Origin of the sequence: Sneathiella sp., from assembly GCF_047631475.1 — a bacterium.
Classification (GTDB): Bacteria; Pseudomonadota; Alphaproteobacteria; order Sneathiellales; family Sneathiellaceae; genus Sneathiella.
Window position 1 is genome coordinate 1 of record NZ_JBLHZT010000049.1, and the last position, 26,234, is coordinate 26,234.

Sequence of the window (26,234 nt, forward strand, 5' to 3'; positions counted from 1 at the left end):
TCACATGCTCGCAATGGGCATGTGACAGTTTAAATCAATCACATTTATTGAAATGAGGATCGGTTATGGCTGAAATTACAGCTGCAAAAGTTAAAGAACTTCGCGAAAAATCCGGCGCCGGCATGATGGATTGCAAAAAAGCGCTGACTGAAACCGCAGGTGATCTTGATGCTGCGATTGACTGGTTGCGCACAAAAGGTCTGGCGACAGCGTCTAAAAAATCTGGTCGTGTCGCGGCTGAAGGTTTGGTGGCTGTTTCAACATCCGGCACGTCTGGTGCGATCGTTGAAGTGAACGCAGAAACAGACTTCGTTGGTCGGAATGAAGATTTCCAGAAACTGGTAATGGGCATCGCAGATGTTGCATCTACACAGTCTGGCGATCTGGACGCAATTAAAGCGGCAACTTTCCCAGGATCAGACGAAACTGTTGAAGCGACCCTGACAAACGCAATTGCAACAATCGGCGAGAACATGAACCTGCGCCGCGCAGTGAGCGTGTCTGTCGAAAATGGTGTCGTAGCATCTTACGTTCACAACGCAACAGCCCCTGGTCTTGGTAAGATCGGTATTCTTGTTGCTTTGGAAAGTGAAGGCGATGCGGCCAAACTGGAAGAGTTTGGTAAGCAGATTGCAATGCATGTTGCAGCAACAAACCCTGAAGCAGTTTCTGTTGACGAGTTGGACCCAGCATCAGTAGAGCGTGAACGGACAGTTCTTTCCGATCAGGCACGCGAATCTGGTAAGCCAGAAGAAATTATCGCCAAGATGGTCGAAGGCCGTTTGAACAAATTCTATCAGGAAGTTGTTCTGCTGAAACAGACTTTCGTCGTTGACGGTGAAAATTCTGTTGAAAAAGCTGTCGAGCTTAAAGGCAAGGAACTTGGATCCCCCATCAAGATCGCAAGCGTTATCCGCTACGCGGTTGGTGAAGGTATCGAAAAAGAAGAATCTGATTTTGCTGCTGAGGTTGCTGCTGCAGTTAGCGGCTAAGCGCAAAACCACTCTAAAGAACATGGCGGTCTCGGGAACGAGGCCGCCATATTTTTATGGGATGACAGGATTACTTTCAATATTTCGCCGATCCTGTATGCTGTCTTCCCGAAATTCAATTCAGATCAACTGTTAGAAATCGGGGTTAAAATGCCAAGTGAACCGCAATATAAACGGGTTCTTCTTAAATGTTCCGGCGAGGCTCTTCTTGGAAATCAGCAATATGGTATCGATGTGGAAACTGCCACACGTATTGCACAGGATATCCGCGAAGCCCATGATTTAGGGGTCGAGGTTTGCGTTGTCGTTGGCGGCGGAAATATTTTTCGCGGCGTCTCCGGGACGGCTCAGGGCATGGATCAGGCAAATGCCGATTATATGGGGATGATGGCAACCGTCATGAACGCTCTTGCCTTGCAGCATGCCATTGAAAAAGAAGGTATGGAAAGCAGGGTTCTTTCAGCGATTCCGATGTCCGCGGTATGCGAGCCATACATTCGCCGCCGGGCAGAACGTCATCTGGAACGTGGACGGATTGTGATTTTTGCAGCCGGAACAGGCAATCCATTTTTCACAACCGATACCGCTGCTGCGTTGCGAGCGGCAGAAATGAAATGTGATGCGCTGCTTAAGGGCACGAATGTTGATGGGGTCTATGATAAAGATCCACGCACTTCGCCAGACGCAAAACGGTTTGATACGCTCAGTCATCTTGATGTAATTGCAAATGATCTCAAGGTCATGGATGCGGCGGCAATATCACTGGCACGGGAAAACAATATTCCAATTCTCGTATTTTCTATTCAGGAAACCGGGTCATTTGCTAGAGTATTGAAAAAAGACGGATGCTTTACGGAAGTTTCTTGATAATAATGCCGTCACAGCGATTTGTTGAATTAAGATAGCATGTTAGAAATATCTATTAATTTAGGGAGAGAGTAATGGCTGGGCCAGAAATGAAGGACCTGGAAAAACGGATGAAAGGGGCTTTGGAGTCTCTAAAAACGGAATTTGGTGGTCTGAGAACCGGTCGGGCGCATATCAGTTTGCTGGAGCCTGTAACGGTTGAATCCTATGGTGCAGAGATGCCTTTGAATCAGGTTGGAACAGTAAGTACTCCGGAAGCCCGGATGCTGGCCGTTCAGGTTTGGGACAAGGGAAATGTCGGCGCCGTTGAAAAAGGCATTCGCAATGCTGGTCTTGGTCTAAACCCTGTCGTAGATGGTTTAACAGTGCGCGTTCCTATTCCGGAGCTTACTGAAGAACGTCGTGTTGAGCTGACGAAAGTTGCTAGTGGATATGCTGAGCAGGCAAAGGTTGCGATCCGTAACGTGCGTCGTCACGGGAACGATGCCGCCAAAGCGGCTGAAAAAGACGGTGATTACTCCAAGGATGATGTAAAAAAAGCGGAAGAAGACATTCAAAAGCTGACGGACACATATGTAAAAAATGTGGACGATATGCTGTCAGAAAAACAACAGGAAATCATGCAGGTTTGATTGATGGAGATTGCACAATCTAGTCAATCCATATCTGAAGTTCCGACCCACATTGCCATCATTATGGATGGCAATGGACGGTGGGCTACCCGTCGTTCAATGAGCCGGTTAAAGGGGCATGAACAGGGGGCAAAAGCTGTTCGTGAAGCTGTCAAGGGATGCCGTGAATTGGGCGTGCCCTATCTGACACTCTTTGCTTTTTCTTCAGAAAACTGGAACCGTCCGGAAGAAGAAGTGAATCATCTTATGGGGCTGTTTAAATTCTTTATCAAAAGAGAATTGAAAGAGCTTAAGAATAATGGGGTTCGGGTAAACTTTATTGGAAACCTGAAACGGCTTCCCCAGGACATCCAAGACCTGGCCAACGTCGCGTTAGAAGAAACCAAGGATAATCGGGGACTGGTTCTCACGATTGCGTTAAGCTATGGGGCGCAAGCAGAGATAATATCTGCGGTTCAGAGCCTGGCTGAAAAAGTAAAGGCTGGTGAATTGCAGCCTGAAGAAATAACAGAACATCTGTTCTCCAAGAGCTTGGATACCGGTGATATTCCAGATCCAGACTTGATTATTCGAACCAGCGGCGAAAAAAGACTGAGCAACTTCCTGCTGTGGCAATCAGCCTACGCAGAGTTGGTATTTCAGGATGTTCTTTGGCCTGATTTCACGAAACGGCATCTTGAAGATGCAATTGACGACTATTTTGGTCGTAATCGTCGGTTTGGAGCGATTAGTGGCTAAATCCTATTCATCGTTACAATTGCGGGTGATGTCGGCGCTTGTACTTGCCCCAATCGCCATCGCTGCTGTTTATTTTGGAGAATTGTATTTCACTGTTTTTATGACCGCTGCTGGCTTGGCAATGATCTATGAATGGTGCAAAACATCCTTTAAAAACAATGGGTATCTGTATACCGCGCTGATTGGCGCATCGCTGCTGATATCTATTTACTTGCAAAATGAGAAAAACCTCTTAACCGCTTTGTATCCTTTATATATTTCTGCATCCATCATTCTCGTTGTTGGCCTCTTTTCAAAGCGGGACAATGAATGGCTGGGCGGTTTTCTGGGACCGTTATATATCGGTATTCCTGTCCTTTGTTTTTTGCAGTTACGGACATTGGAGCCGGATGGGCTTGGCCTGACAATTTTGTTGTTTGCGATTGTTTGGGCCACTGACACCGGGGCATATTTTGCGGGCCGCAGAATTGGCGGTCCTAAGATTGCTGTGTCCATCAGCCCGAATAAAACATGGGCAGGTTTGATCGGTGGAATGATCTGTGCGGCGATCGTCGCATGTGTTTCAACCTTCTATATCGATTTTTCCGGATTTCCGGTTTGGCTGGTTGCGTTGCTCGGAGCGGCGTTTGCTGTCTTGGCGCAAATCGGTGATTTCTTTGAATCCGGTTGGAAACGGTATTTTGGAATAAAAGATGCCAGCAATATGATTCCAGGCCATGGCGGCGTACTCGATCGGCTGGACGGTGTGTTATTTGTCGCACCCGCCCTATATTCTATGGCGATGGCAGTAAGGATGTAACATGGAATTTGCAGCAAGGATTGCAGAACGGGCTGCTTTGAAAAATCCGGCGACAAAGCGCATTACAATTTTGGGCTCTACTGGATCCATCGGTGTCAGTACTTTAAAGTTAATCAGGGAGGCGTCGGAGGATTTTGACGTCGAATGTCTGACTGCGCACAACAATGTTTCTCTTCTGGCACAACAGGCTATTGAATTTTCGGCGAAACGCGCCGTTATCGGGAATGCATCCCTTTATGAAACTTTAAAACAGGCCCTTTCGGGAACCGGTATCCAGGCAGAGGCCGGGGAAGAGGCCCTGATTGATGCAGCAGGAACGCCTGTCGACTGGGTAATGTCCGCTATCGTCGGGGCGGCCGGGCTGGCACCAACATTGGCTGCCGTTAAAACCGGTGCGACTATTGCGCTTGCCAATAAGGAGTCGCTGGTCTGCGGCGGTGATCTGGTTCTTGATAACGTAAAAAAATGCGGTGCGACCTTACTGCCCGTCGATAGCGAGCATAATGCCATTTTTCAGGTATTTGACACGCATCAGACTGAGATGGTTGAGCGATTGATCCTGACGGCGTCCGGGGGGCCTTTTCTAAACCTGACACGCGCCGACATGCGGGATGTCAGCCGAGAGCAGGCCCTTGCGCATCCCAATTGGGATATGGGTGCAAAGATCTCCATTGATTCTGCGACAATGATGAATAAAGGCCTGGAGTTGATCGAAGCCTATCATCTGTTCCCGGTGGAAAAAGACCAGATCGATATTTTGGTTCATCCCCAGTCGGTGGTGCACAGTCTTGTTGAATATCGGGATGGATCAACATTGGCGCAAATGGGTTCTCCGGATATGAGAACACCGATTTCTTATGCGCTTGGCTGGCCAAATCGGCACGCCTTTAAGGCTCAGAAACTCGAGCTTGGAAAAATAGGAACACTGACATTTATGGATCCGGATTTTGAACGGTTCCCGGCCCTTCGACTGGCTAAATCCGCATTGAAGACTGGAAAATCAGCACCGGCGGTCCTAAATGCAGCAAATGAAATCGCGGTAGACGCTTTCCTGAAGGGGCGAATTGGATTTCTGGAAATCTCTGAAACCGTTGAAGAGGTTTTGAATAAGATTGATTTTGTCACTTTTAACGAAATCGCAGACATATTCGAAGAAAATCGCAGAGTGAGAGCCTATACTCAGACTGCACTTGAACAAAGAAGCTGACCCTAGGTCAGGTGATGGAGCCCTAATGGATTTAATATCTGAATACTGGATTTACTTTCCCGCCTTTGTCGCGGTGATTACAATTTTGGTTTTTGTTCACGAATACGGACATTACAAAATTGCACGTTTATGCGGTGTGAAAGTGGACGTTTTTTCCATTGGTTTCGGTAAAGAACTGTTCGGCTGGTATGATAAAAACGGATGTCGTTGGCGTATTAGTGCCATTCCATTCGGCGGATATGTAAAATTTTTTGGAGATGCAGGGGTTGCCAGTAACGCGGAATCTGGTCTTGAAGCACTTTCAGAAGAAGAAAAATCGGTTTCTTTTCATCATAAAAAATTATGGCAACGGGCTGCGGTGGTCGCCGCCGGTCCTGCGGCTAACTATTTGTTTGCCATTGTCGCACTGACAATCCTGTTTTTGACACTGGGCCAGGCCCATACGCCGCCGATTGCAACGAAAGTGATCGACGATAGTGCAGCGATGAGTGCAGGGATCGAGCCTGGCGACCGTATTCTGTCGGTAAACGGTGAAGAAATCGATAGTTTTGAGCAGTTACGTCAAAAGGTTGTTGTCGGCCTGAACGAGCCGTTGAACATGAAAATTGACCGGGGTGGTGAAATTGTTTTTCTCGATATTACCCCAAAAATTGTCGAGCATGTGGATGCCGATGGAAATGTTCAAAAAATCGGTCAGTTAGGCATTCGGTCGGAAAAACGTGAATTTCGGCAGCACGGTCTTTTCAGCGCGATGGGCAGCGCTGTTGACCAGACCTGGTTTGTGACCACGGCAACCCTAAAGGGAGCGGGCCAGATGATCACAGGTGCGCGGGATACCAAAGAACTAAGCGGCCCGATCGGTATTTTGAAGATGTCCGGGGACGCTGCAAAAAGAGGGTCTAGCCTCTCGGATAATTTGCTGTCCCTGTTTAATTTCATGATCTTTGTATCCATCAGTCTGGGCCTGATTAACCTGTTTCCAATTCCCATGTTGGATGGCGGCCATTTATTGTTTTATGTCATTGAAGCCATTAAAGGAAAACCGCTTGGCGAAAAATACATGGAATTTGGTTTCCGTATTGGACTAACGCTCGTTCTGATGCTAATGATATTCGCAACGTGGAATGATCTGAATAAATACCTGTTTAAGGACTCGCTGGATTTCTTGACCGGGTTGTTTTCTTAACGTCGGTTATTTCAAATCCTGTTAAAACGGAATCCGCTGGGGGGTGGAAATTTGCGAGTATTGATTTTCGTCTGTGCGCTAGCTTTAGCAGCCATTGGTACTCCTGTATCAGGGCAAAATCAGGCAATCGCGCAAACTGCGAATAGCATTTCTGAAATACGTGTGGAAGGCAACCGTCGTATTGAAGCGTCTACCGTTCAGTCATACTTATTGTTCTCTGTCGGGTCTCCGTATAACCGCTCACGCGTCGACAAATCATTGAAGGCCCTGTTTAATACGGGGCTTTTTGCCGATGTAACGATCCGTCGGGACGGGTCCGCTATTGTCGTAAATGTTGTCGAGAACCCGATCATCAACCGCCTCGCCTTTGAAGGTAATCGCCGTATTAAAGATGATGTTCTGAATTCTGAAATTCAGCTACGTCCACGGGTTGTCTATACGCGCGCGCGCGTTCAAAACGATGTTCAGCGGATTATTACAGTATACCGCCGCAGTGGCCGATTTGCTGCCGTTGTTGAGCCAAAAGTGATCCAGCTGGAACAAAACCGTGTTGATCTGGTTTTCGAGATCAATGAAGGCGAACAGACCGGCATTAAGAAAATCAGGTTCGTTGGTAACAAGATTTTCCCGGATAAACGCCTGTTAAGTCAGATTTCAACAGACGAAACCCGGTGGTACAACTTTCTTTCCAGCAGCGATACGTACGATCCGGACCGTTTGACCTTCGATCGGGAACTTTTGCGTAAATACTATCTCAGCAAGGGGTATGCCGATTTCCGGGTTGTGTCCGCAATTGCCGAATTGACACCAGATCGCGATGGCTTCTTCATTACATTTGCTCTTGATGAAGGGCAGCAATATGCGTTCGGCAAGATCGATGTTGAAAGCGAAATCAAGGATCTGCAACCAGAGGCGATCCGCGCCCTGCTGACGACCTTTGAAGGCGAGACGTATGATGCGGATGCGATCGAAGAAAGCATTCAGGCGATCACGTTTGAATTGGGTAAATTGGGATACGCCTTTGTTAATGTGCGTCCTAAAGTGGATCGTGATCCTGAAAACCTGAAAATTTCTGTGAATTACCAGATTAAGAAAGGCCCGCGTGTTTATGTGGAGCGGATCAACATCACTGGTAATGTTCGTACACTCGACCACGTTATTCGCCGTGAGTTTAAATTGGCCGAAGGCGATGCCTTCAATACCGCTCTTTTACGTCGGTCACGGGCGCGTATCCGCGGACTGAACTTCTTCCAGAAGGTGGAAGTCACGCAGGATGAAGGAAGCTCACCCGACAAAACAATCATCAATGTTGATGTACAGGAAAAATCCACCGGTGAGCTCAGTGTTGGTGCGGGCTTCTCGACAACAGATTCTGTTTCTGGTGACCTAACGATCCGCGAGCGCAACCTATTGGGTCGGGGTCAGGATCTGAAGTTCAAGATTTCTCTGGGGGCGGAAAACCAGAATATCGATCTGGGCTTTACAGAACCTTATTTCATGGGCCGGGATTTACGGGCAGGCTTCGATATTTTCAATGTTCGTAAAGACTTGCAGGATGAAAGTGGCTATGACTTGGACCGTCTGGGTTTCCGTTTGCGGACCGGTTTCAGGATCAAGGAAAATATCACGGCATCCGTGAACTATTCTTTGATTAACGAGAAAATCGACAACGTACAATCAGATGCTTCTACCGTTATTCAGAAATCTGAAGGTGAGTTTCTGACGTCGTCAATTGGCTATAATCTGAACTTTAACTATCTGGATGACACTATTTTGCCGACGGAGGGTAACCAATATACCTTTGGGCAAAATTATTCCGGTCTGGGCGGTGATGTATATTCGATTGCGACAGAAGCAAGCTACATGCACTTCTTCCCGTTGTATGAAAAAGATGTTGTGTTAAGTGTTGGGGGTGACGTTGGTTATATCTTTGGCTTAGGCGAAGATGTCATCCTTGCTCAGCGGTTCAATATTGGCGGCCGGTCGTTCCGTGGTTTTGCTAAATCAGGTATCGGTCCTCGGGATCGGGTAACCGGTGACTCTCTGGGCGGAAATGCCTATATTGTGGGTAAAGCTGAAGTTCGTTTCCCAATGGGCTTTCCTGAAGAATTTGGATTGCTGGGCCGGACCTTCATCCATGCAGGTACATTGGCGCAGATTGACGATAATGATCCGAATATTCTTGATGAAGCTTCGCTTAGGGCCTCAGCTGGTTTTGGTGTAAACTGGACATCACCATTCGGTCCGTTGCAGGTGAATGTGTCTTATCCGTTCCTGAAAGAAGATTTCGACGATGATGAAATCTTCCAGCTTGAATTTGGAACCAGATTCTAAAATGAACTTTTTTAATATGTTTAACAAACTGGGTTTTGCGATCTTACTGGGCTTATTCTGCGTAACATCTGTTGCGCATGCTCAGGATGCACAGAATATTGCTGTTCTGGATCTGGGGGCTGTTTTGTCGAAGTCTAAAGCCATGAAGGACGCCGATATGAAAATCTCGGCGATGGAGAAAAACTTCAAGGCCAAGAACGAGATCGCACAAAACAAACTTCGTGAAGAAGAACAGCAAATTGCTCAGCAGCGAGCTATTCTGGCGCCTGATGTTTTTGTAAAAAAACGGGATGCGTTTCGCAAAAAAGCAGCAGACTTTAATCGTAATGCCCGCCTTAAGTTGAGGCAGTTTGCCTTAACGCGTTCCGATACGGTCAAAAAGATTGAAAAAACGATGGAACCCATCGTATCCAAGATTGCCAAATCAGTTGGGGCAACCATGATCGTTGAAAAGAAACAAATCCTGTTTGGTGAAACCAAATTGGAAATCACGGATTTGGTTGTTGCGGATCTAAACGCAAAGTTACCATCTGTTTCTGTAAAACTCGTACCACTGCCTGCGCAATAATGGCTGATAAACGCTTTTTCCAAAACAAGGGTCCCTATACCCTAAAACATCTGGCTGAGATAAGCGATGCACGCATAGAAGGCCCTGATCCTGAACTGGTAATTTCTGATGTCGGGGCACTGGACAGTGCGGGTGCTGACATGGTTAGTTTTTTCAGCAATCCGAAATATCTGGATGCCTTTAAAAACTCCAAAGCATCAGCATGTGTTGTGCCTGAATCTGCGGTAAAACATGCGCCAGAAGGTATGACTTTGCTGGTCTCCAAGGACAGCTACAAGTCATTTGCAAAAATATCCGGGCATTTCTATCCACCGGAAGAGGGGGATGGCACTATTCATCCCTCGGCAATTATTGATGAAACTGCAATTCTTGGTAAAAACCTGACGATTGGGGCCGGGGCGGTTGTCGAAGCTGGGGCTAAAATCGGGGATAACACAATTATTGGTCCGCAATGCTTCGTTGGTAAAAACGTCATTATCGGAGAAGGGTGCCGTCTATCTGTTCAGGTTTCGGTTCGTTACTGTCATATGGGCGACAATGTAACGCTATATGCTGGCTCGCGCATTGGCGAAGATGGTTTCGGCTTTGCGCCGGATCCGGTCAAGCATGTGAAAATTCCGCAATTGGGCCGGGTCATTATTGGTTCTAACGTGGAAATCGGGGCGAATACCTGTGTCGATCGGGGCGCCGGGCCTGATACCATCATTGGCGACAACTGCTGGATTGATAACCTTATTCAGATTGGTCACAATGTGAAAATGGGGACGGGAGTGATTATTGCGGCCCAAACTGGTATTTCAGGAAGTTCAACCGTCGAAGATTATGTTCTTTTGGGCGGTCAGGTCGGCGTAACAGGGCATCTTACAATCGGGTCTGGTGCGCAGGTCAGCGCAATGTCCGGAGTGATTTCAGACATTCCAAAAGGGCAGGTCTATGCAGGGTTTCCAGCAAGACCGATCAAAGAGTTTTTTAGAAGTGTAGCGACACTGAGAAAGTTGATGAAGAATAGAGGAAGCAGCAAATGAGCGACGAAACTGAAAATACAGTTCTTGAAGCGATCGATATTATTGAAATCATGAAGATGATCCCACATCGCTACCCTTTGCTGCTGGTTGATCGTGTTAAGGATATCAACCCTGGCGAAAGCGCAACGGGCATCAAGAATGTTACGATGAACGAACCTCAGTTCCAGGGCCATTTCCCTAATCGGCCGATTATGCCAGGTGTGATGATTGTTGAAGCCATGGCGCAAACCGCGGGCGTTCTTGTTATCAAATCATTGGATGCGGCAAATACAGGCAAGCATGTATTGTTCATGTCTATTGACAACGCTCGGTTCCGGGCACCGGTAACACCGGGGGATGTCATGCATATTAAGGTCTCCAAAAAACAGCAGCGCGGGCCAGTCTGGAAATTCACCGGTATTGTTGAGGTAGAAGGCAAGAAAGTTGCGGAAGCCGATTTTGCAGCGATGATTACAGATTAAGCTGTTTCTAGGCTGCCAAGAAACGCGTTGAAACAAAGCTTGATTTGTGACTTTGTCTACAACTTGATAGCAAAGAGTGTATTTTAATAGAAGTGTTGGGTCCTGATGGGTAACATTCATAAGACGGCAGTTATCGAAGACGGTGCACGTGTTCACGAAACTGCCGAAGTCGGTCCTTTTTGCGTGATCGAAAATGGTGTCTCCATTGGGGAAGGAACCGTTCTTAAATCCCATGTGGCAGTGGCCGGAAAAACGACCATTGGAAAGGGCTGTACGGTCTTTCCTTTTGCCTCCATCGGTCATGTTCCGCAAGACCTGAAGTTCCATGGTGAACAAAGTGAGGTTATTATCGGGAATAACACGGTTATTCGCGAACATGTGACCATTAACCCGGGAACAGAAGGGGGCGGATCGCTCACCAAAGTAGGCGATAACGGTCTGATTATGATCGGTGCCCATATTGCGCATGATTGTCTTGTAGGGGACAATGTTATTCTGGTGAATAATGCGACCCTTGGCGGCCATGTTGTTGTTGAGGATTTCGCAATCATCGGCGGTTTGTCGGCGGTTCACCAGTTTGTTCGAATTGGTGCTCATGCCATGATTGGTGGCGCTTCCGGCGTTGAAACCGATATTATTCCTTTCGGATCTGCAACAGGAAACAGAGCGGTTTTATCTGGTCTTAATCTCACCGGTATGAAACGCCGTAATTTTTCCCGTGAAGAAATTCATGCCTTGAGAAATGCCTATAAGAAATTGTTTGCAGAAGAAGAGGGCACGTTTAAAGACCGCACCGCTCTTATTGCATCAGAATATCCAGAGTCAGTCGTTGTAAAAACTGTTTTGGACTTCATTAATGGAGACTCCAAACGTGGCTTCTGCCAACCATAATTCAGCGATAGATGAAGGTCGTGTCGGCATTATTGCCGGTCAGGGCGACCTTCCTCTGACGCTGGCAGAAACGTTGAAAAATAGGGGTGAAATGCCGTTCCTTCTGTTGGTGAAGGGCGAAGCCGACCCTGAAAAATATAAAGACTATCCCCACGAAATCATTCCTATCACAAAAATTGGCAAATTTCTGAAAGCCCTTAAACGGGAAGAATGCCGCCGTGTTACAATGGTCGGACCCGTGGCACGCCCTGATTTCAAGAACCTTTTTCCTGATTTTGAAGGTTTAAAGCTGCTGGGACGGATTACGTCTGCGGTGAGTAAAGGGGATGACGGTTTGATGAGGGCTATTACATCCTTTGTTGAAGAAAAAGGGTTTAAAATCGTTGGGGCGCATGAAATAGCGCAAGATCTCTTATCAACCCAGGGAACCCTTGGCGCAAATCACCCCAATGAAGGGGACCTTAAGGATATCAACAAAGGAATAGCCGTGATACAGGCTCTGGGCGAGTTTGATATCGGTCAGGCGGTTATTGTCCGGGACGAGTATGTGTTGGGGATCGAAGCAGCTGAAGGCACTGAAAACCTGATTAAACGCTGTGCAACCCATAAATTTGAATATCCCGCGGGCGTTCTGGTCAAGTTATCCAAACCTGGACAGGATCTACGGGCGGATATGCCGACCGTCGGACCGGACACGGTGCGTCAGGCAATCAATGCGAACTTGCGGGGGATTGCGATTGAAGCAGAAGCCAGCCAGATTGTCGATCGCGATGAAACGATCCGCCTTGCTGATGAGGCGGGCCTATTCCTTTTGGGTACCGTCGTCCCGCGCTAGGGGCCGGGACATAGATGCATATGATGAAACCTAGTCCTACTGACCCCCTTAAGATCTTTTTAGTGGCTGGCGAGCCTTCTGGTGACGTCTTGGCCAGTAAGTTGATGGCTGGTTTGAAACAGATCAGCGATCGGCCAATTTCTTTTGTTGGTGTTGGCGGTCCATTGATGAAAGAAGAGGGCCTGGATAGCCTGTTTCCGATGGAAGAATTGACGGTGATGGGCGTTGCAGAGGTTTTGCCCAAAATCCCGGCGCTTCTGAAGCGGATAAAGCAAACGGCCGATGCCGCCATTAATTGCAAGCCGGATATGTTTGTGACGATTGACGCACCTGATTTCAGTTTTAGGGTTGCCCGAAAAGTCCGTCACGCACAATTTCCAAAGATCCATTATGTTGCGCCATCCGTTTGGGCATGGCGTTCTGGTCGGGCCAAAAAAATTGCCCCGCTATATGATCACCTTTTAACAATCCTACCGTTTGAACCAGCCTATTTTGAAAAAGTTGGATTGCCGGCAACGTTTATTGGTCATTCGGTTATTGAAACGGGGGCCGCAAGTGGAAATGCTGAAGCCTTTCGAACAAAACACGGATTTAAAGCAGATCAGCCTTTGCTGATGCTTTTACCGGGGAGTCGTCGGACCGAAGTCGTAAAACATTTGCCAATCTTTAAAGAAACGCTGGATCTTGTGAAGTCAGAGGTTCCCGAATTTACGTTGGTTGTTCCGGTTATCGGAAAAACCACAGAAATAGTAGAGAATGCTTTGAATGAATGGCCCTTTTCAAGTGTGGTCATTGACAGCAGCGAGAAATATGATGCTATGGCGGCGAGTGATGTTGCGTTGGCGGCATCCGGAACGGTTGGTCTGGAGTTGGCGTTAGCATCCTTGCCGTGCGTTATTGCCTATAAGATGCATCCCGTGACTGCGTGGATTGCCAGACGTCTGATTAAGCTGCCATATGTAAATCTTGTGAATATTCTGGAAGATAAGGAAGTTGTGCCGGAACATATTCTGGAAAATTGCTTGCCAGAAATTTTAGCGCCATCGCTTACTCGGCTCTTTTTGGACAAAGAGGCACGTCAGAAACAGGTTGATGGTTACGCATCTGCTGTTAAGGCACTGGGGGTTGGGGAAAAAGCCCCGGGCGTGAGGGCGGCCGAGGTTGTTCTGGCGACAATCGCATCAGGACATAAACCAGATGAGACCAAAGAATAGAACGGCCACAACAGGACCCGCAAAAAACAGTCCTTTTTTAAGCCGATATCCCCACGAAGGTCTGTTATCATTTGCTGCTTTTAGGATAAGCTTCCGCCCACGGGAGGAACTGCCTTCGGCCAAAGCCGAAGGCATATTTTTTCTCACATTGGGTTGAGAAGCCCGCATGGTTCAGCGTTTCTCAACAGGAACGAATGGACGTTCTCCTGGACCAGTATACAACTGGCGAGGACGACCGATTTTCTGTCCCGGATCTTCCATCATTTCGTTCCATTGTGCGACCCAGCCAACTGTCCGGGCCAGTGCAAACAGAACAGTAAACATGCTGGTTGGGAAACCCAGAGCTTTCAGAATGATGCCAGAGTAGAAATCCACATTCGGGAAGAGTTTCTTCTCGATGAAATATTCGTCCTCAAGCGCAATTCTTTCAAGTTCCATAGCCAGTTTAAGCATAGGCTCGTCCTTGATACCAAGTTCTTCAAGAACCTCGTAACAGGTTTCCTGCATGACTTTTGCGCGTGGATCGTAATTTTTATAAACCCGGTGACCAAAGCCCATCAGACGGAAAGGATCGTTTTTGTCTTTTGCTTTTGCAATGAACTCTTCAACACGATCAACGCTACCAATTTCTTCCAGCATTGTCAGAACGGCTTCGTTTGCGCCGCCATGGGCAGGACCCCAAAGGCAGGCAATACCAGCAGCAATACAGGCAAATGGGTTGGCGCCTGATGAACCCGCCAGACGCACTGTAGATGTAGATGCATTCTGTTCGTGATCCGCATGAAGGATGAAGATACGATCCATCGCCCGTGCCACTGTTGGAGACAGTTTATACTTCTCAGCAGGTACGCTGAAGGTCATATGCAGGAAGTTTTCTGCGTAAGACAATTCGTTGTCAGGATAGATAAAGGGTTGACCAACAGAATATTTGTAAGCCATGGCCGCAATGGTTGGCATTTTAGCAATCAACCGGTAGCTGGCAATCATACGCTGCTTCGGATCGTTAATATCGGTGCTATCATGATAAAAAGCAGAAAGGGCACCAACAACACCAACCATGATAGACATAGGGTGAGCATCGCGGCGGAAGCCTTTGAAGAACTGGGTCAGTTGTTCATGAAGCATCGTGTGATAAGTGATGTCATGCGTAAATTTGGCTTTTTCTTCGGCTGTTGGTAATTCACCTTTTAACAGAAGAAAGCAAACTTCCATAAAGTCACTTTTCGAAGCCAGTTCTTCAATTTTATATCCGCGGTGCATCAATACGCCTTGATCACCATCGATATAGGTGATGGCAGAATCGCAAGAGGCTGTAGATGTAAATCCTGGATCATATGTGAAATGACCTGTCGCACCATATAATTTGCGAACATCGATAACATCCGGGCCGACTGTGCCACTAATTAAAGGAAGGCTTAGTGGTTCACCGCTTTTGTCTTCAAGATTTACGGAGCCAGTAACTTCAGAGCCACTCATATAATTTTTCCTTTTTATTCAGCCAGCTTATTCTGGCGTCAGGTTTGTTCAGTTTCTTTCGAAACTGATTCCACATCTCAGCGTTTTTTTTGAAACGGCTGATATTCCGAATGGCGAAAATCAGATTTTCGCCGCGTCCCGAATTCGCCCGAGAGCTTCTTCTTTTCCGAGTATCTCCAGAACGTCAAAAATGCCTGGTGACACCGTTGTACCTGTAAGCGCAGCCCTTAGTGGTTGCGCGATTTTACCAAGTTTTAGGTCTTCAGCTTCTGCGCTTTCGCGGACAATTGCTTCGATTGCATCTTTATCCCAGTTGGATAGTGCTTCCAGCTTTTCAGCCAGACGATTTAAAACACCGCTACTATCTGCCGTTATTAGTTTCGACGCCTTATCATCCAGAGACAACGGGCGTTGGGATATTAAGAAATGCGAACTGTCTGCGAGGGATATTACTGATTTTGCCCGTTCTTTCAAGCCGTTCATGGCTTTTTCTATCATTGAGCGTTGATGATCGGTCACAGAAAGCCCGGTTTTCTCTTCCAACAGAGGTAAAATAAGGTCTGTCAGATACCCATCATCGGCCTGTCGAATATAGGTACCGTTCAGGTTTTCCAGCTTGTCAAAATCAAATCTAGACGCAGATTTTCCAATATTCTCCAGATTAAACCATTCAATAGCCTGTTCGGTTGAGATGATTTCGTCATCCCCATGTGACCAACCCAGACGAAGTAGATAATTCCGCATTGCCTCGGGAAGATACCCCATATCTCGATAGGCTTCCACGCCAAGAGCACCATGCCGTTTGGAGAGCTTTGCCCCATCCGGTCCATGAATAAGCGGAATATGAGCCATTCTGGGCGCGGCCCAATTCAAAGCGTCATATAATTGCAACTGGCGGGCAGCGTTGGTTAAGTGATCGTCGCCTCGAATGATATCCGTCACACCCATATCATGGTCATCCACGATAACAGAAAGCATGTAGGTCGGTGTTCCATCCGCCCGAAGCAGGATCAGGTCATCGAGTTGGGCATTGGCGATCGTAACCGTTCCCTGAACGGCGTCATCAATGACGGTGTTGCCTTCATTCGGGGATTTAAAGCGGACCACAGGATCAACGCCTGCAGGGGCTTCTGATGGATCGCGATCCCGCCAACGGCCATCATAGCCAGGTGCGCGGCCTTCAGCCCGGGCTGTTTCGCGCATTTCGGCCAGTTCTTCTTTTGACGCGTAGCAATAATAGGCATTGCCACTGTCCAGCAATTGTTTTGCAACTTCTGCATGACGTTCGCGGCGGGCAAACTGGTAATAAGGTTCACCATCCCAGTCCAGCCCCATCCATTTCATGCCTTTGAGAATTGCATCAATTGCTTCGTCCGTAGACCGCTCCCGATCCGTGTCTTCAATCCGCAAAACGAACTTACCGCCATGATGACGGGCATACAGCCAATTAAACAAGGCTGTACGGGCTCCTCCAATATGAAGAAAACCCGTAGGAGAGGGCGCAAATCTGGTAACAACGGTCATGGCAATTTACTTTGCATTAAATTCAATTATAGGTTTAGTATCTAAACTATCCCCATTTCTGGGGCATTTTTACTATTTGTACTCCAAATGAGCAAGCCCGTGTTGGATAAGAGCTGTGAATGGTGTGACGAGATTCCTTATTAATTGGCTGCTTGCCGGTTTCTTCTTGGACCGAAGTCGTTGGTTTCTTTGGGTTCCTGTGCTGTATGCGGTCGGAATAGGGGCTTATTATTCAGTTTTGTGGCATCCCTCTTTATATTGGTGCGGATTGCCCGTTTTCCTAATTTCTCTGTTGTTTTTTCGATTTGTCCGACAACGGGAAGGTCTTTTGATCCCTGTTTTATCCTTGGCAATTGTCACTGCGGGATTTTCTGGGGCAATTCTTCGTACTGAATGGGTTGCGGCACCGATCCTTCAAAAGAAGTCCATTAGTATGTTTACGGGGATCGTCGTTCAAAAATCAGCGGGTCAAAAGTCAGTTCGATTAACGCTCGCGCAACCTGAATTCGAGTTGGCTTCGATCCCTGATTTGAAAACAGTACGGGTTTCAACCCGTTCGGATGTTCAGTCCCTACATCCGGGAGACAAAATATCGGTTAAAGCCGTTTTGTTACCGCCCCCCCCACCAGCCTATCCCGGCGGCTATGATTTTCAGCGCGACAGTTATTACAAACAAATCGGTGCAGTCGGCTATACGATCAGTCGTCCGGAAATTCAAACCCGTGACGCTGTCTCTCTTCGGGCGCAGATTTCCTCTATGTCCGCATTGCTGCGCGATAAGATCAATCGCTATATATTGAAGAACAGTACGGAAACGTCAGCGGGCTTCACCATGGCGATCATGACGGGCGATCGAAGTCATATGCCTAAAAGCCAATTGGAAGAAATGCGAAATTCCGGGCTTGCCCATCTACTCGCCATATCAGGGCTGCATATGGGTATGATCGGCGGGATTATCTTCTTCGCCGTTCGATTGTTGCTCAGTGCCCTTCCAATCCTTGCCCTGAACCACCCGATCAAAAAATGGTCCGCTATCGTGGCGTTGATCGGAATTTGTTTCTATCTTGCGGTAAGTGGCATGAGTATTTCGGCCGTAAGGGCTTTTCTGATGATCTCAATGGTCTTTCTGGCCATCTGTTTTGACCGAACGGCTCTATCACTCAGGAACCTCGCACTTGCGGCCCTTTTGATTTTAGTTTTTCTGCCAGAAACCTTATTAAGTGCAAGCTTTCAAATGTCCTTTGCTGCCGTTTTCTGTCTTATTGCAGGATATGAACGATGGGGGCATCTGCTTATCTTGAAAAGCAATCAACGGGGTGTTTTGAGGCGCTTCACCTATTATTTTCTGGGTATTTTTCTCACATCCCTGATCGCGTCTTTTGCGACAGCCCCCTTTGCCATTTTTCATTTTGGGCAATTTTCTGTCATTGGTGTTGCGGCCAATCTGATTGCCGTTCCCATAATGGGCTTTTGGGTGATGCCAATGATCCTGATCGCTTTTTGCCTCATGCCCTTTGGTTTGGCGGCGGTACCCTTGGAACTTGCAGGGGACGGGATATCAATGATCCTTTTTATTGCGCATTACGCATCGGGATTTACAGCATCCGTCCTGAAGGTTGGTGTGCTTCCCATATCCGGTCTCGTTGTGCTGATCCTTGCGTTCTTCTGGTTTTTCATTTGGCGGCATTCGGTGCGATTTCTGGCATTAGGGGCAGCCCCTTTCATACTTGCGTTGGTCCTTATTGCCGAAAGGCCATCCATTCTCTTTTCGCAATCCGGCGCCCTGTTTGCCATCAATGACCAGAAGTACGGCACGGCAGCGTCAACCTTTCGTTCTGAACGGTTCGAGCGTGAAAGATGGACCCAACTTTTGGGTATTCAGGAATTTGAACGTTTGACAAATTGGAAAACGCCCATTTTTCGCTGTGACGGGACGGGGTGTGTTTATCTGAAAAATACAAAAGTAATCACGTTTTTGAACAACGCGCATACTATTAAAACAGATTGTGACAGGGCCGATATCTTAATCAGCCGGGTTCCCATACCAAAAGGCTGCCGGAACCCGTCTACAATTGTGGATAAATTTTCACTTTGGCGCGAAGGCGGTCATGCCCTCTATCTGGATGAAAAGGGGAATGCCCGCCTGGAAACGGTCAATTCCCTCCGTGGGGATCGTCCATGGGTGCCGTTGGTTTATCGGAAATGGCTTGAAGTAAACCGTTAGTATTTACGGAATAACCCGACCAACTGACCTTGAACCTTAACGCGATCCGGGCCAAAAATCCGAGTTTCATAATCAGGATTGGCGGCTTCCAGCGCAACGGTATTGCCTTTACGCCGCAGCCGTTTCAAGGTTGCTTCCTGATCGTCAATAAGCGCAACCACTATAGATCCGTTTTCAGCAATTTTACTTTCGCGAATGATAACGGTGTCCCCATCATGAATCCCGGCATCAATCATTGAATCGCCGGCAACCTCAAGACAGTAATGCACGCCGGACGCTAGCATCCCATTGGGCACGTCGACAAAACTGGTTGGATCGGCCAATGCTTCAATCGCCGTACCAGCAGCAATCCGACCATAAAGGGGGAGGGAGGCCATGCCATTGTCCGAAGACCCGGACGGCGGTGCAGAAGTGTTATCTGCTCCACTTCCGATTTGCGGTTTATGCCCGAAATTTGCCTGCACCACATTAAATTCAGAGGCAGGAGAGATTTTGGATGTTCGTTTGGAAATCCCGACGGGAAGAACCGCATCTGGAAGTTTTAATATTTCAAGAGCCCGGGCTCTATGCGGCAAACGCCGAATGAACCCTCTCTCCGTCAAGCCGGTAATCAAACGGTGGATGCCGGATTTCGACTTGAGGTCCAACGCTTCTTTCATTTCATCAAAAGACGGACAAACGCCTTTCTGTTCCAGATACGTGTGGATATACATCAAAAGTTCGTGCTGTTTCTTTGTTAACATGCCGCCCCATCAGAAAGAACAAAACAAAAACATTAACTTTGTTCTACAAAAGTTCTCATTGTTCGTCAAGGGGGCATTTCATCAACAGCGGGGATATCCCTCATCCAGTGGAATAATGCTGACCTGACTTCCTTTTTTCAACGCTGGCGCAAATGGCGCACGTTTTAGGAAGCAATTAGCGGCGGATAAAGCAGATAAAAGCGAGCTGTCCTGATTGCTGAAAAGTTCAACCAAAGGCAGGCCGTCTTTTTCGCCGATAATTTTGGCCCGCTGATAATCTTCCCGCTGATCATTTTCTTTAATGTCATGGGAAAGGATCGCGGGTGAGACAAGCGTTTTCCGGGGAGAACGTCCCGAAAGGGCATCGATCGCCGGATATAGAAAAATATAGCTGCATACGACACTGGAGACAGGATTTCCCGGCATCCCAAGCATTGGTGTGCCGTTCAGATCACCAAACATCAGAGGTTTTCCGGGGCGCATGGCAATTCGCCAGAAATCGATGTTCAGGCCTTCTTTTCCCAGAACTGTTTGCACCAGATCATGATCACCAACCGATGCGCCCCCCAAAGTCACCAGTAAGTCGGCGGATTTGGCACCTTCAGCCATATGCCTTAGGGATTGTTCGTTGTCTTGTGCGATGCCAAGGTCGATAGGAATACCACCCGCCATTTCGACCATTGCAGCAACCAGAAGTGCGTTTGATGAAATTATTTGGTTCGGGCCAACAGGTTCCCCTGGGCGAACAAGTTCATCACCAGTAGATAAAAGGGCGACGACGGGTTTCCGACGCACTGTTACCCAGGGAATATTCATGGCGGCCAACAAACCAATATCCCGAGGGGTTAAAGTTTTTCCAGAGAAAAGACCTGTTTCACCTTCTTTGAAATCGATACCGGCTTTTCGAATAAACCGGCCTTTTTCAGTGCCTTCTTCAATCGTGACCAAGTCACCATCGCGGCTTGTATTTTCCTGAATGACAATGGTATCCGCGCCTTTCGGCACAGGACCACCGGTGAAGATCCGGACGGCCTGGCCGGACTGCAAGGTCGCATCATAAGATCCCCCTGCAGGGGCTTCGCCGATAACGGTAAGCGTCACAGGGATCTTGCTTAAATCAGATATCTTGACCGCATAGCCGTCCATCGCGGACATATCACTTGGCGGTTGTGTTCTTCGTGCCTGAATGTCTTCCGCCAAAACCCTGCCCGATGCGTTATGCAGGCTTATGCTTTCAGTGGATACAGGGGTGAGGGCGGAAAGGATATTTTTGCGGGCTTCTTCTACTGAAATCATGATGCTGTATAGGTTCCTGATTTACCGCCGCTTTTGGAGAGGAGTTTGGCCCCTGTGATTTCCATGCCCCGGTCGACGGCTTTACACATGTCGTAAATTGTTAAGCCTGCAACCGTTGCGGCTGTCAGCGCTTCCATTTCCACACCAGTGCGGCCTTTGAGTTTACAAGTCGCCAGAATATCGATTGCCGATGCGGCCTCGTCCAATTCAAATTCGACAGAGACATTGGTAAGCGCCAGCGGATGGCAGAGCGGGATTAGATCCGGTGTTTTTTTTGCCGCCATGATACCGGCCAAACGCGCAACGGCCAAGACATCCCCTTTTTTTGCTTTGCCGTCTCGCACCAGAATAAATGTTTCTGGTAACATCAGGACCCGGGCGGTTGCAGTGGCACTGCGTTCGGTGATTTCTTTGTTGCCCACATCCACCATATGGGCGGATCCTTTGTCATCGAAATGCGTAAATCCGGCCATATGAATTATCCGTTTCCAAGTAGGGTTCGAACGGCGCCTGCCACATCATCCTGTCGCATCAGGCTTTCGCCCACCAGAAAACAGCCACATCCGGCTTTTTCCATCCGCTTTAGATCGTCCGTTGTATATAGTCCGCTTTCACTGACGGGAAGACAATCTTCAGGCAGTTTTTGAGACAACAATTCAGTGGTTGCGATGTCCACTTCCAACGTTTTCAGGTTTCGATTGTTGATGCCAATCAACGGACTTTTAAGAACCGAGGTTCGTTCGAGTTCTTCAGCGTCATGCACTTCAATCAAGACATCCATGCCATAATGAAACGCCGCGGCCTCAAGCTCCTGAGCCTGTCCGTCGTCCAGTGCTGCCATGATCAACAAAATGCAGTCTGCCCCCAACGCGCGGGCCTCAGTGACCTGATAGGGGTCAATCATGAAATCCTTGCGTAATGTCGGCAGGCTTACCGCGGATCGGGCGGCTACCAGATATTCATCCGCACCCTGAAAATATGGGATATCTGTTAAAACAGACATGCAGGTTGCCCCACCTTCCTCATACGCTTTGGCAAGAGCGGGAGGATTGAAATCAGCGCGAATGAGACCTTTGGACGGAGAGGCTTTTTTCACTTCCGCAATTAAACCATAGCGGTTTTCTGCTCGGGCGTTTCTTAACGCCTGGACAAATCCACGCGGACTGGATGCGTCTTTTGCAGCGATCTCCAAATCGCTTAAGGAAGTCACTTTCTTGCAGTTTTCAACATGCTCAGCTTTATCACTGCAAATTTTTGCGAGAATACTCATAAAATCAGTTACTCAGGTTTGTAATGCGTTTCATTTCTTCAAAGGCATGGCGGGCCGCGCCACTGTCAATCGATTGGGCGGCAAGCGCGATGCCCTCTGCAAGGGTCTCGCATTTATCACCGATCAGGATGGCGGCGCCAGCATTCAGCAGAGTAATATCACGGTAAGGCCCTTTGTCGCCGTTCAACAGGGCCAGCAACGCCTTGGCATTTTCTTGCGGTGTTCCGCCCTTTATATCCTTTAGGCCAACGCGCGGAAGCCCAACCTCTTCAGGAGTAATTTCGAATTCGGTGATCACACCGTCTTTAAGCTCAACCACCTGAGATGGGCCGGTTGTTGTCAGCTCATCCAGACCATCAGCGCCATGCATGATCCACACGCGCTCGGATCCCAGTTCTTTCAGGGTTTCTGCCATGGGACGCATCCAGCGCGGGTCGTAAACTCCGGTCAGTTGACGCTTAACCGCCGCCGGATTGGACATGACACCCAACAGATTAAAAATTGTCCGTAATCCAAGTTCCACACGGGTCGGACCAACATGCCGCATAGCACCATGATGGCGGTAAGCAACCATGAAACCGATACCGGCTTCATGGACGGCCTTTTCCGTGAGAGCAAGGTCGCATTCTGTATTGATACCCAATACAGCCTGAACATCGGCAGTTCCCGACCGTGAAGACGCGGCTTTATTGCCATGCTTGGCAACTGGAACACCTGCGCCTGCCGTCACAAAAGCCGCGGCTGTTGAAATATTCAGGGTTCCGTGGCCATCACCGCCGGTCCCAACAACATCAACAGCGCCCTCCGGGGCCGTGATATAGTTGGCCTTTTCACGCAAAACGGTCACGCCGCCAATCAGTTCATCCACTGTTTCGCCGCGTAAATGCAGGCCCATCAGGAACGCGCCCATCTGAGAAGGGGTCGCATCGCCCGACAGGATTGTATTAAAAGCCAGTTTCGCTTCATCAACGCTCAGAGATTGGCCCGCACCGATTTGCGACAATAATCCTTTGAAGTCTTTGCTCACGCTCATTACGCAACTGCCCTTAACGTCTCGTCCGTCAGTTCAAGGAAATTACGCAATAATTGATGACCATGTTCGGACGCTATGCTTTCAGGGTGAAACTGAACTCCGTGCAGTGGTTTTTCTTTGTGCTGCAATCCCATGATCACACCATCTTCTGTTCGTGCGGTTACGCTCAGGCAGTCAGGAACCGTATCCGGTGCCACTGTCAATGAATGATAACGTGTCGCCACAAAGTTATCGGGAAGTCCTTTGAAAACGCCAACATTTTCGTGTTGGATGGGGGATGTTTTTCCGTGCATCAGTTCATCGGCTCTAACAACCTTGCCGCCAAAGGCCTGACCAATTGACTGGTGGCCCAGGCAAACACCTAACAACGGCATGTTTGTTGCCGCTGCGGTTTTCACCATATCTAGGCAGATGCCAGCTTTATCCGGTGTACACGGCCCCGGTGACAGAACAATACCAGTTGGGTTTAACGCAAGAACGTCATCCACTGAAATGACATCATTTCGAAATACTTTTATGTCCGCCCCTAATTCGCCCATAAAATGAACGAGATTGTAGGTGAAGCTGTCATAGTTATCTATTAATACGATCATTTTTCTATCTTGCCGATGGTACGAGCAGAACAGTCTGAATTTAAAACAGAATGTATGAATTTGGGCTTCTAGTTTCCACTACTTTTGGCTCCCGTCAAGCACGCATTCGAGCAATTGGGGTTACATTTGATGAAAGACTGCGAAATAACCGAGAAAATTATGGTTTCCATTAACCATAGCGTCTAAAACCATGAGGGTAGACGAAAAGGAATTGCCGACACCTTATGAGCAAGAATAGTGATCCAAAAGAACCGATAGAAGAAAAGGGACCTATTGAGTCTCTGGTAGACTCTCCGCTGCGGTTACTCGTTTTCTGTGCCGCCTTGCTTATTTTCAGTCTGGCGGGCGGTATGCTTATTGGCAGTATTGTCAAAGAAAACCGGTCCTCGTCGGCGCGTAATTCCGTTCCTGTAATGTCGGTTGAAAAAGGAACGCCAGAAACGGTGGATGACGCCCCCCTTGAAAGTGAAGAAACAATTCGCCCTCTTTCAAAACCGGTGGATGCGTTATCCCATGATAACCCGTACACGGTTCCAAGGGATGAGTCTCTTCCGGGTGTAGCGGAAAACCTTGAAAAAGAGACGGTGATTGCGGCGTTGCCGCCAAGTGGGGCGCAACAGATTGAAGAAGGGCCCGCCTGGCAGCGATATGCCGCCAGATCTGGTGTCTCTGATCACACAAAACCAACCATTGCCATTGTGATTGATGACGTCGGGCTAAACCGGAAACGCATTAAAGAGCTGGTCGCATTGGATGAGGTGATCACTCTTTCATTTTTGCCATATGCGCCAAACCTGCAGGAAAGCGTTCAATTGACGCGATCCCAGGGGCATGAGGCAATGCTGCACTTACCCATGGAACCAACACGCGCGTCTGCCAATCCAGGCCCCAACGCATTGTTAAACAAGTTGTCCGCGCAGGAAATACGAGACCGGGTCATCCTCAACCTTGATAGTTTTGAGGGGTATGTCGGGGTGAACAATCACATGGGCAGCAAATTCACGGCCTATGAGCCCGGAATGCAAATTGTGATGGATGAACTTGCCAAGCGGGATCTACTTTTTCTGGATAGCAAAACCACGTCAGCGTCGACTGGATATCGTTTGGCCTTAGAAAAAAATGTGCCTGCCGCAATCCGGGACGTTTTCATCGATAATGTGATTAATGTTCCAGATATTTTAAAGCAGTTGAAGAAAGTGGAAAAACTGGCTGCAAAAAACGGTCATGCCATTGCAATCGGCCATCCCCATGCCGAAACGATTTCTGCTTTGAAAATCTGGATGCCGCAAGCAGTGAACGCTGGATACAATTTTTCGACTGTAAGTCATATCCTATCTTTCAAGAATAAGATCGCGACCAAAACCGAGTAACACGGCAAACTATTGTGCCTGCCAGCGGAACCGCTGGGTTTGAAGGTTTCTGGTATTAGAGACAGCTGCGAAAGAACAAAGGACAGCGTTTGTTCCGCTGCCCTTTGTTGTATACTGGTTGTTATCGGTTAGCGGTTTCCGCTGCCTTCGGAAGCAAAGCGGATGGCTTCCTGTGTGGCTCTTACAAGGGCCTTCGCTTTATTGACGGTTTCTTGATATTCGGCTTCCGGATCACTGTCTGCAACGACACCGCCGCCTGCCTGAATATAGATTTTTCCATCTTTAACAACGGCTGTTCGAAGGGCAATACAGGTATCCATGGACCCGTTGGCGGAGAAATACCCTACGGCACCCGCATATACACCCCGTTTGGATTTTTCCAGCTCGTCAATGATTTCCATTGCCCGGACTTTCGGGGCGCCGGACACTGTTCCAGCTGGAAAACCTGCCTTTAACGCATCAATTGCCGTCAGGCCGTCCTGAATGTCGCCTTCGACATTTGAGACAATATGCATGACATGCGAATAATTTTCGATCACCATTTTTTCAGTCACTGACACGCTGCCGATGCGGGCAACCCGTCCGACGTCATTCCGGCCCAGATCAAGTAGCATTAAATGCTCAGCCAGCTCTTTGGGATCACTTAGAAGATCTTCGGCAAGGGCTTTGTCTTCGGCAAAGGTTGCGCCTCTTGGGCGGGTTCCGGCGATGGGCCGAATAGTGACTTTTTCATCGCGAAGACGAACCAGAATCTCGGGGCTTGAACCAACGACCGAAAATTCGCCAAAGTTCAGGTAATACATAAACGGTGACGGATTTGTTCTGCGAAGTGCCCTGTAAAGCGATAGGGACGGCAAATCAAAAGGCATTTCAAAGCGTTGGCTTGGCACAACCTGAAAAATATCACCGGCCCGAATATATTCTTTGGCTTTCTCCACCATCTGAAAATATTCTTC

At 48.1% G+C, this 26,234-nt stretch carries 25 protein-coding genes; 16 read left to right on the forward strand and 9 right to left on the reverse strand.

All coding sequences use genetic code 11. The features are described from left to right. Positions 1-65 precede the first annotated feature (65 nt). The 14 genes from tsf to lpxB all read left to right on the forward strand — a co-directional run bounded on the left by tsf (position 66) and on the right by lpxB (position 13,749). The gene (gene tsf, locus ACJAYR_RS15715) at positions 66-992 is read left to right on the forward strand and encodes a translation elongation factor Ts (protein ID WP_415237483.1); all 927 of its coding nucleotides are present in this window, start codon (positions 66-68) and stop codon (positions 990-992) included. Between the two features lie 150 nt (positions 993-1,142). Then, positions 1,143-1,859, forward strand: coding sequence for a UMP kinase (pyrH, locus tag ACJAYR_RS15720; RefSeq protein ID WP_169545588.1), 717 nt, complete (start codon positions 1,143-1,145; stop codon positions 1,857-1,859). 74 nt (positions 1,860-1,933) lie between these two features. After that, positions 1,934-2,491 carry a ribosome recycling factor gene (frr, locus tag ACJAYR_RS15725; RefSeq protein WP_169545587.1) on the forward strand — a complete coding sequence of 186 codons (558 nt, stop codon included), beginning with the start codon at positions 1,934-1,936 and terminating at the stop codon, positions 2,489-2,491. Positions 2,492-2,494: 3 nt separating this feature from the next. Further along, entirely contained in the window at positions 2,495-3,229 is a 735-nt protein-coding gene (locus ACJAYR_RS15730) for an isoprenyl transferase (RefSeq protein WP_415237484.1), read from the forward strand. After that, a complete protein-coding gene (locus ACJAYR_RS15735) occupies positions 3,222-4,028 on the forward strand; it encodes a phosphatidate cytidylyltransferase (RefSeq protein ID WP_415237485.1) in 807 nt (268 codons plus the stop codon). The genes ACJAYR_RS15730 and ACJAYR_RS15735 overlap by 8 nt, the downstream gene beginning before the upstream one ends. Before the next feature lies 1 nt (position 4,029). Beyond that, on the forward strand, positions 4,030-5,235 hold the full coding sequence (locus ACJAYR_RS15740) for a 1-deoxy-D-xylulose-5-phosphate reductoisomerase (RefSeq protein WP_415237486.1): 1,206 nt from the start codon (positions 4,030-4,032) through the stop codon (positions 5,233-5,235). A 25-nt stretch (positions 5,236-5,260) separates the two neighbouring features. After that, positions 5,261-6,421: an RIP metalloprotease RseP gene (rseP, locus tag ACJAYR_RS15745; protein WP_415237487.1), complete on the forward strand. Its 1,161-nt coding sequence runs from the start codon at positions 5,261-5,263 to the stop codon at positions 6,419-6,421. A gap of 51 nt (positions 6,422-6,472) precedes the next feature. Next, positions 6,473-8,755: an outer membrane protein assembly factor BamA gene (gene bamA, locus ACJAYR_RS15750; protein ID WP_415237488.1), complete on the forward strand. Its 2,283-nt coding sequence runs from the start codon at positions 6,473-6,475 to the stop codon at positions 8,753-8,755. Between the two features lies 1 nt (position 8,756). Beyond that, the gene (locus ACJAYR_RS15755) at positions 8,757-9,323 is read left to right on the forward strand and encodes an OmpH family outer membrane protein (protein ID WP_415237489.1); all 567 of its coding nucleotides are present in this window, start codon (positions 8,757-8,759) and stop codon (positions 9,321-9,323) included. Next, positions 9,323-10,348: a UDP-3-O-(3-hydroxymyristoyl)glucosamine N-acyltransferase gene (gene lpxD, locus ACJAYR_RS15760; RefSeq protein WP_415237490.1), complete on the forward strand. Its 1,026-nt coding sequence runs from the start codon at positions 9,323-9,325 to the stop codon at positions 10,346-10,348. Before ACJAYR_RS15755 ends, lpxD begins: the two co-directional genes overlap by 1 nt. Beyond that, positions 10,345-10,809, forward strand: a complete 465-nt coding sequence (gene fabZ / locus ACJAYR_RS15765) for a 3-hydroxyacyl-ACP dehydratase FabZ (RefSeq protein ID WP_415237491.1) — start codon at positions 10,345-10,347, stop codon at positions 10,807-10,809. Before lpxD ends, fabZ begins: the two co-directional genes overlap by 4 nt. 105 nt (positions 10,810-10,914) lie before the next feature. After that, on the forward strand, positions 10,915-11,700 hold the full coding sequence (lpxA, locus tag ACJAYR_RS15770; protein WP_415237492.1) for an acyl-ACP--UDP-N-acetylglucosamine O-acyltransferase: 786 nt from the start codon (positions 10,915-10,917) through the stop codon (positions 11,698-11,700). Then, complete coding sequence (locus tag ACJAYR_RS15775; RefSeq protein ID WP_415237493.1) at positions 11,666-12,535, forward strand: LpxI family protein; 870 nt, start codon at positions 11,666-11,668, stop codon at positions 12,533-12,535. The genes lpxA and ACJAYR_RS15775 overlap by 35 nt, the downstream gene beginning before the upstream one ends. A 20-nt stretch (positions 12,536-12,555) precedes the next feature. Continuing rightward, on the forward strand, positions 12,556-13,749 hold the full coding sequence (gene lpxB, locus ACJAYR_RS15780) for a lipid-A-disaccharide synthase (protein WP_415237494.1): 1,194 nt from the start codon (positions 12,556-12,558) through the stop codon (positions 13,747-13,749). Positions 13,750-13,920: 171 nt separating this feature from the next. Here lpxB and gltA read toward each other — a convergent pair whose 3' ends face one another. Both gltA and gltX read right to left on the reverse strand, forming a co-directional pair. Next, positions 13,921-15,225, reverse strand: coding sequence for a citrate synthase (gene gltA / locus ACJAYR_RS15785; RefSeq protein WP_415237495.1), 1,305 nt, complete (start codon positions 15,223-15,225; stop codon positions 13,921-13,923). Between the two features lie 120 nt (positions 15,226-15,345). After that, a complete protein-coding gene (gltX, locus tag ACJAYR_RS15790; protein WP_415237496.1) occupies positions 15,346-16,749 on the reverse strand; it encodes a glutamate--tRNA ligase in 1,404 nt (467 codons plus the stop codon). A 124-nt stretch (positions 16,750-16,873) separates the two neighbouring features. Here gltX and ACJAYR_RS15795 point away from each other — a divergent pair, with 124 nt between their 5' ends. Continuing rightward, positions 16,874-18,973 carry a ComEC/Rec2 family competence protein gene (locus ACJAYR_RS15795; RefSeq protein ID WP_415237497.1) on the forward strand — a complete coding sequence of 700 codons (2,100 nt, stop codon included), beginning with the start codon at positions 16,874-16,876 and terminating at the stop codon, positions 18,971-18,973. On the opposite strand, the gene lexA is transcribed toward ACJAYR_RS15795, so the two are convergent. The 6 genes from lexA to ACJAYR_RS15825 form a co-directional block, all read right to left on the reverse strand. Beyond that, on the reverse strand, positions 18,970-19,716 hold the full coding sequence (gene lexA / locus ACJAYR_RS15800; protein ID WP_415237498.1) for a transcriptional repressor LexA: 747 nt from the start codon (positions 19,714-19,716) through the stop codon (positions 18,970-18,972). The genes ACJAYR_RS15795 and lexA overlap by 4 nt on opposite strands. A gap of 81 nt (positions 19,717-19,797) precedes the next feature. Next, positions 19,798-21,012: a gephyrin-like molybdotransferase Glp gene (gene glp, locus ACJAYR_RS15805; protein ID WP_415237499.1), complete on the reverse strand. Its 1,215-nt coding sequence runs from the start codon at positions 21,010-21,012 to the stop codon at positions 19,798-19,800. Next, a complete protein-coding gene (gene moaC / locus ACJAYR_RS15810) occupies positions 21,009-21,485 on the reverse strand; it encodes a cyclic pyranopterin monophosphate synthase MoaC (RefSeq protein ID WP_415237500.1) in 477 nt (158 codons plus the stop codon). Before moaC ends, glp begins: the two co-directional genes overlap by 4 nt. 5 nt (positions 21,486-21,490) lie before the next feature. Further along, positions 21,491-22,282: an indole-3-glycerol phosphate synthase TrpC gene (gene trpC / locus ACJAYR_RS15815; RefSeq protein WP_415237501.1), complete on the reverse strand. Its 792-nt coding sequence runs from the start codon at positions 22,280-22,282 to the stop codon at positions 21,491-21,493. A 4-nt stretch (positions 22,283-22,286) separates the two neighbouring features. Continuing rightward, positions 22,287-23,315 carry an anthranilate phosphoribosyltransferase gene (gene trpD, locus ACJAYR_RS15820; RefSeq protein ID WP_415237502.1) on the reverse strand — a complete coding sequence of 343 codons (1,029 nt, stop codon included), beginning with the start codon at positions 23,313-23,315 and terminating at the stop codon, positions 22,287-22,289. Further along, positions 23,315-23,908, reverse strand: a complete 594-nt coding sequence (locus tag ACJAYR_RS15825; protein WP_415237503.1) for an anthranilate synthase component II — start codon at positions 23,906-23,908, stop codon at positions 23,315-23,317. The genes trpD and ACJAYR_RS15825 overlap by 1 nt, the downstream gene beginning before the upstream one ends. Before the next feature lie 224 nt (positions 23,909-24,132). Between ACJAYR_RS15825 and ACJAYR_RS15830 the strand changes: the two genes are divergently transcribed. Continuing rightward, positions 24,133-25,278: a divergent polysaccharide deacetylase family protein gene (locus ACJAYR_RS15830; protein ID WP_415237504.1), complete on the forward strand. Its 1,146-nt coding sequence runs from the start codon at positions 24,133-24,135 to the stop codon at positions 25,276-25,278. A 128-nt stretch (positions 25,279-25,406) separates the two neighbouring features. Here the strand turns inward: ACJAYR_RS15830 and ACJAYR_RS15835 are convergent. Further along, positions 25,407-26,234, reverse strand: an 828-nt coding sequence (locus ACJAYR_RS15835) for an anthranilate synthase component I family protein (protein WP_415237505.1), incomplete at its 5' end; no start/stop codon positions are given.

Excerpts from the sequence above, each read along its gene's own strand:
- gltX (WP_415237496.1), bottom strand. The coding sequence starts at position 16,749 with ATGACCGTTGTTACCAGATTTGCGCCCTCTCCTACGGGTTTTCTTCAT.
- moaC (WP_415237500.1), bottom strand. The coding sequence starts at position 21,485 with ATGGCCGGATTTACGCATTTCGATGACAAAGGATCCGCCCATATGGTG.
- lexA (WP_415237498.1), bottom strand. The coding sequence starts at position 19,716 with ATGTTAACAAAGAAACAGCACGAACTTTTGATGTATATCCACACGTAT.
- tsf (WP_415237483.1), top strand. The coding sequence starts at position 66 with ATGGCTGAAATTACAGCTGCAAAAGTTAAAGAACTTCGCGAAAAATCC.
- pyrH (WP_169545588.1), top strand. The coding sequence starts at position 1,143 with ATGCCAAGTGAACCGCAATATAAACGGGTTCTTCTTAAATGTTCCGGC.
- lpxD (WP_415237490.1), top strand. The coding sequence starts at position 9,323 with ATGGCTGATAAACGCTTTTTCCAAAACAAGGGTCCCTATACCCTAAAA.
- trpC (WP_415237501.1), bottom strand. The coding sequence starts at position 22,282 with ATGAGTATTCTCGCAAAAATTTGCAGTGATAAAGCTGAGCATGTTGAA.
- trpD (WP_415237502.1), bottom strand. The coding sequence starts at position 23,315 with ATGAGCGTGAGCAAAGACTTCAAAGGATTATTGTCGCAAATCGGTGCG.
- ACJAYR_RS15825 (WP_415237503.1), bottom strand. The coding sequence starts at position 23,908 with ATGATCGTATTAATAGATAACTATGACAGCTTCACCTACAATCTCGTT.
- fabZ (WP_415237491.1), top strand. The coding sequence starts at position 10,345 with ATGAGCGACGAAACTGAAAATACAGTTCTTGAAGCGATCGATATTATT.
- frr (WP_169545587.1), top strand. The coding sequence starts at position 1,934 with ATGGCTGGGCCAGAAATGAAGGACCTGGAAAAACGGATGAAAGGGGCT.
- ACJAYR_RS15775 (WP_415237493.1), top strand. The coding sequence starts at position 11,666 with ATGGAGACTCCAAACGTGGCTTCTGCCAACCATAATTCAGCGATAGAT.
- ACJAYR_RS15730 (WP_415237484.1), top strand. The coding sequence starts at position 2,495 with ATGGAGATTGCACAATCTAGTCAATCCATATCTGAAGTTCCGACCCAC.
- ACJAYR_RS15830 (WP_415237504.1), top strand. The coding sequence starts at position 24,133 with ATGAGCAAGAATAGTGATCCAAAAGAACCGATAGAAGAAAAGGGACCT.
- lpxA (WP_415237492.1), top strand. The coding sequence starts at position 10,915 with ATGGGTAACATTCATAAGACGGCAGTTATCGAAGACGGTGCACGTGTT.
- gltA (WP_415237495.1), bottom strand. The coding sequence starts at position 15,225 with ATGAGTGGCTCTGAAGTTACTGGCTCCGTAAATCTTGAAGACAAAAGC.
- lpxB (WP_415237494.1), top strand. The coding sequence starts at position 12,556 with ATGATGAAACCTAGTCCTACTGACCCCCTTAAGATCTTTTTAGTGGCT.
- ACJAYR_RS15755 (WP_415237489.1), top strand. The coding sequence starts at position 8,757 with ATGAACTTTTTTAATATGTTTAACAAACTGGGTTTTGCGATCTTACTG.
- glp (WP_415237499.1), bottom strand. The coding sequence starts at position 21,012 with ATGATTTCAGTAGAAGAAGCCCGCAAAAATATCCTTTCCGCCCTCACC.
- ACJAYR_RS15740 (WP_415237486.1), top strand. The coding sequence starts at position 4,030 with ATGGAATTTGCAGCAAGGATTGCAGAACGGGCTGCTTTGAAAAATCCG.
- rseP (WP_415237487.1), top strand. The coding sequence starts at position 5,261 with ATGGATTTAATATCTGAATACTGGATTTACTTTCCCGCCTTTGTCGCG.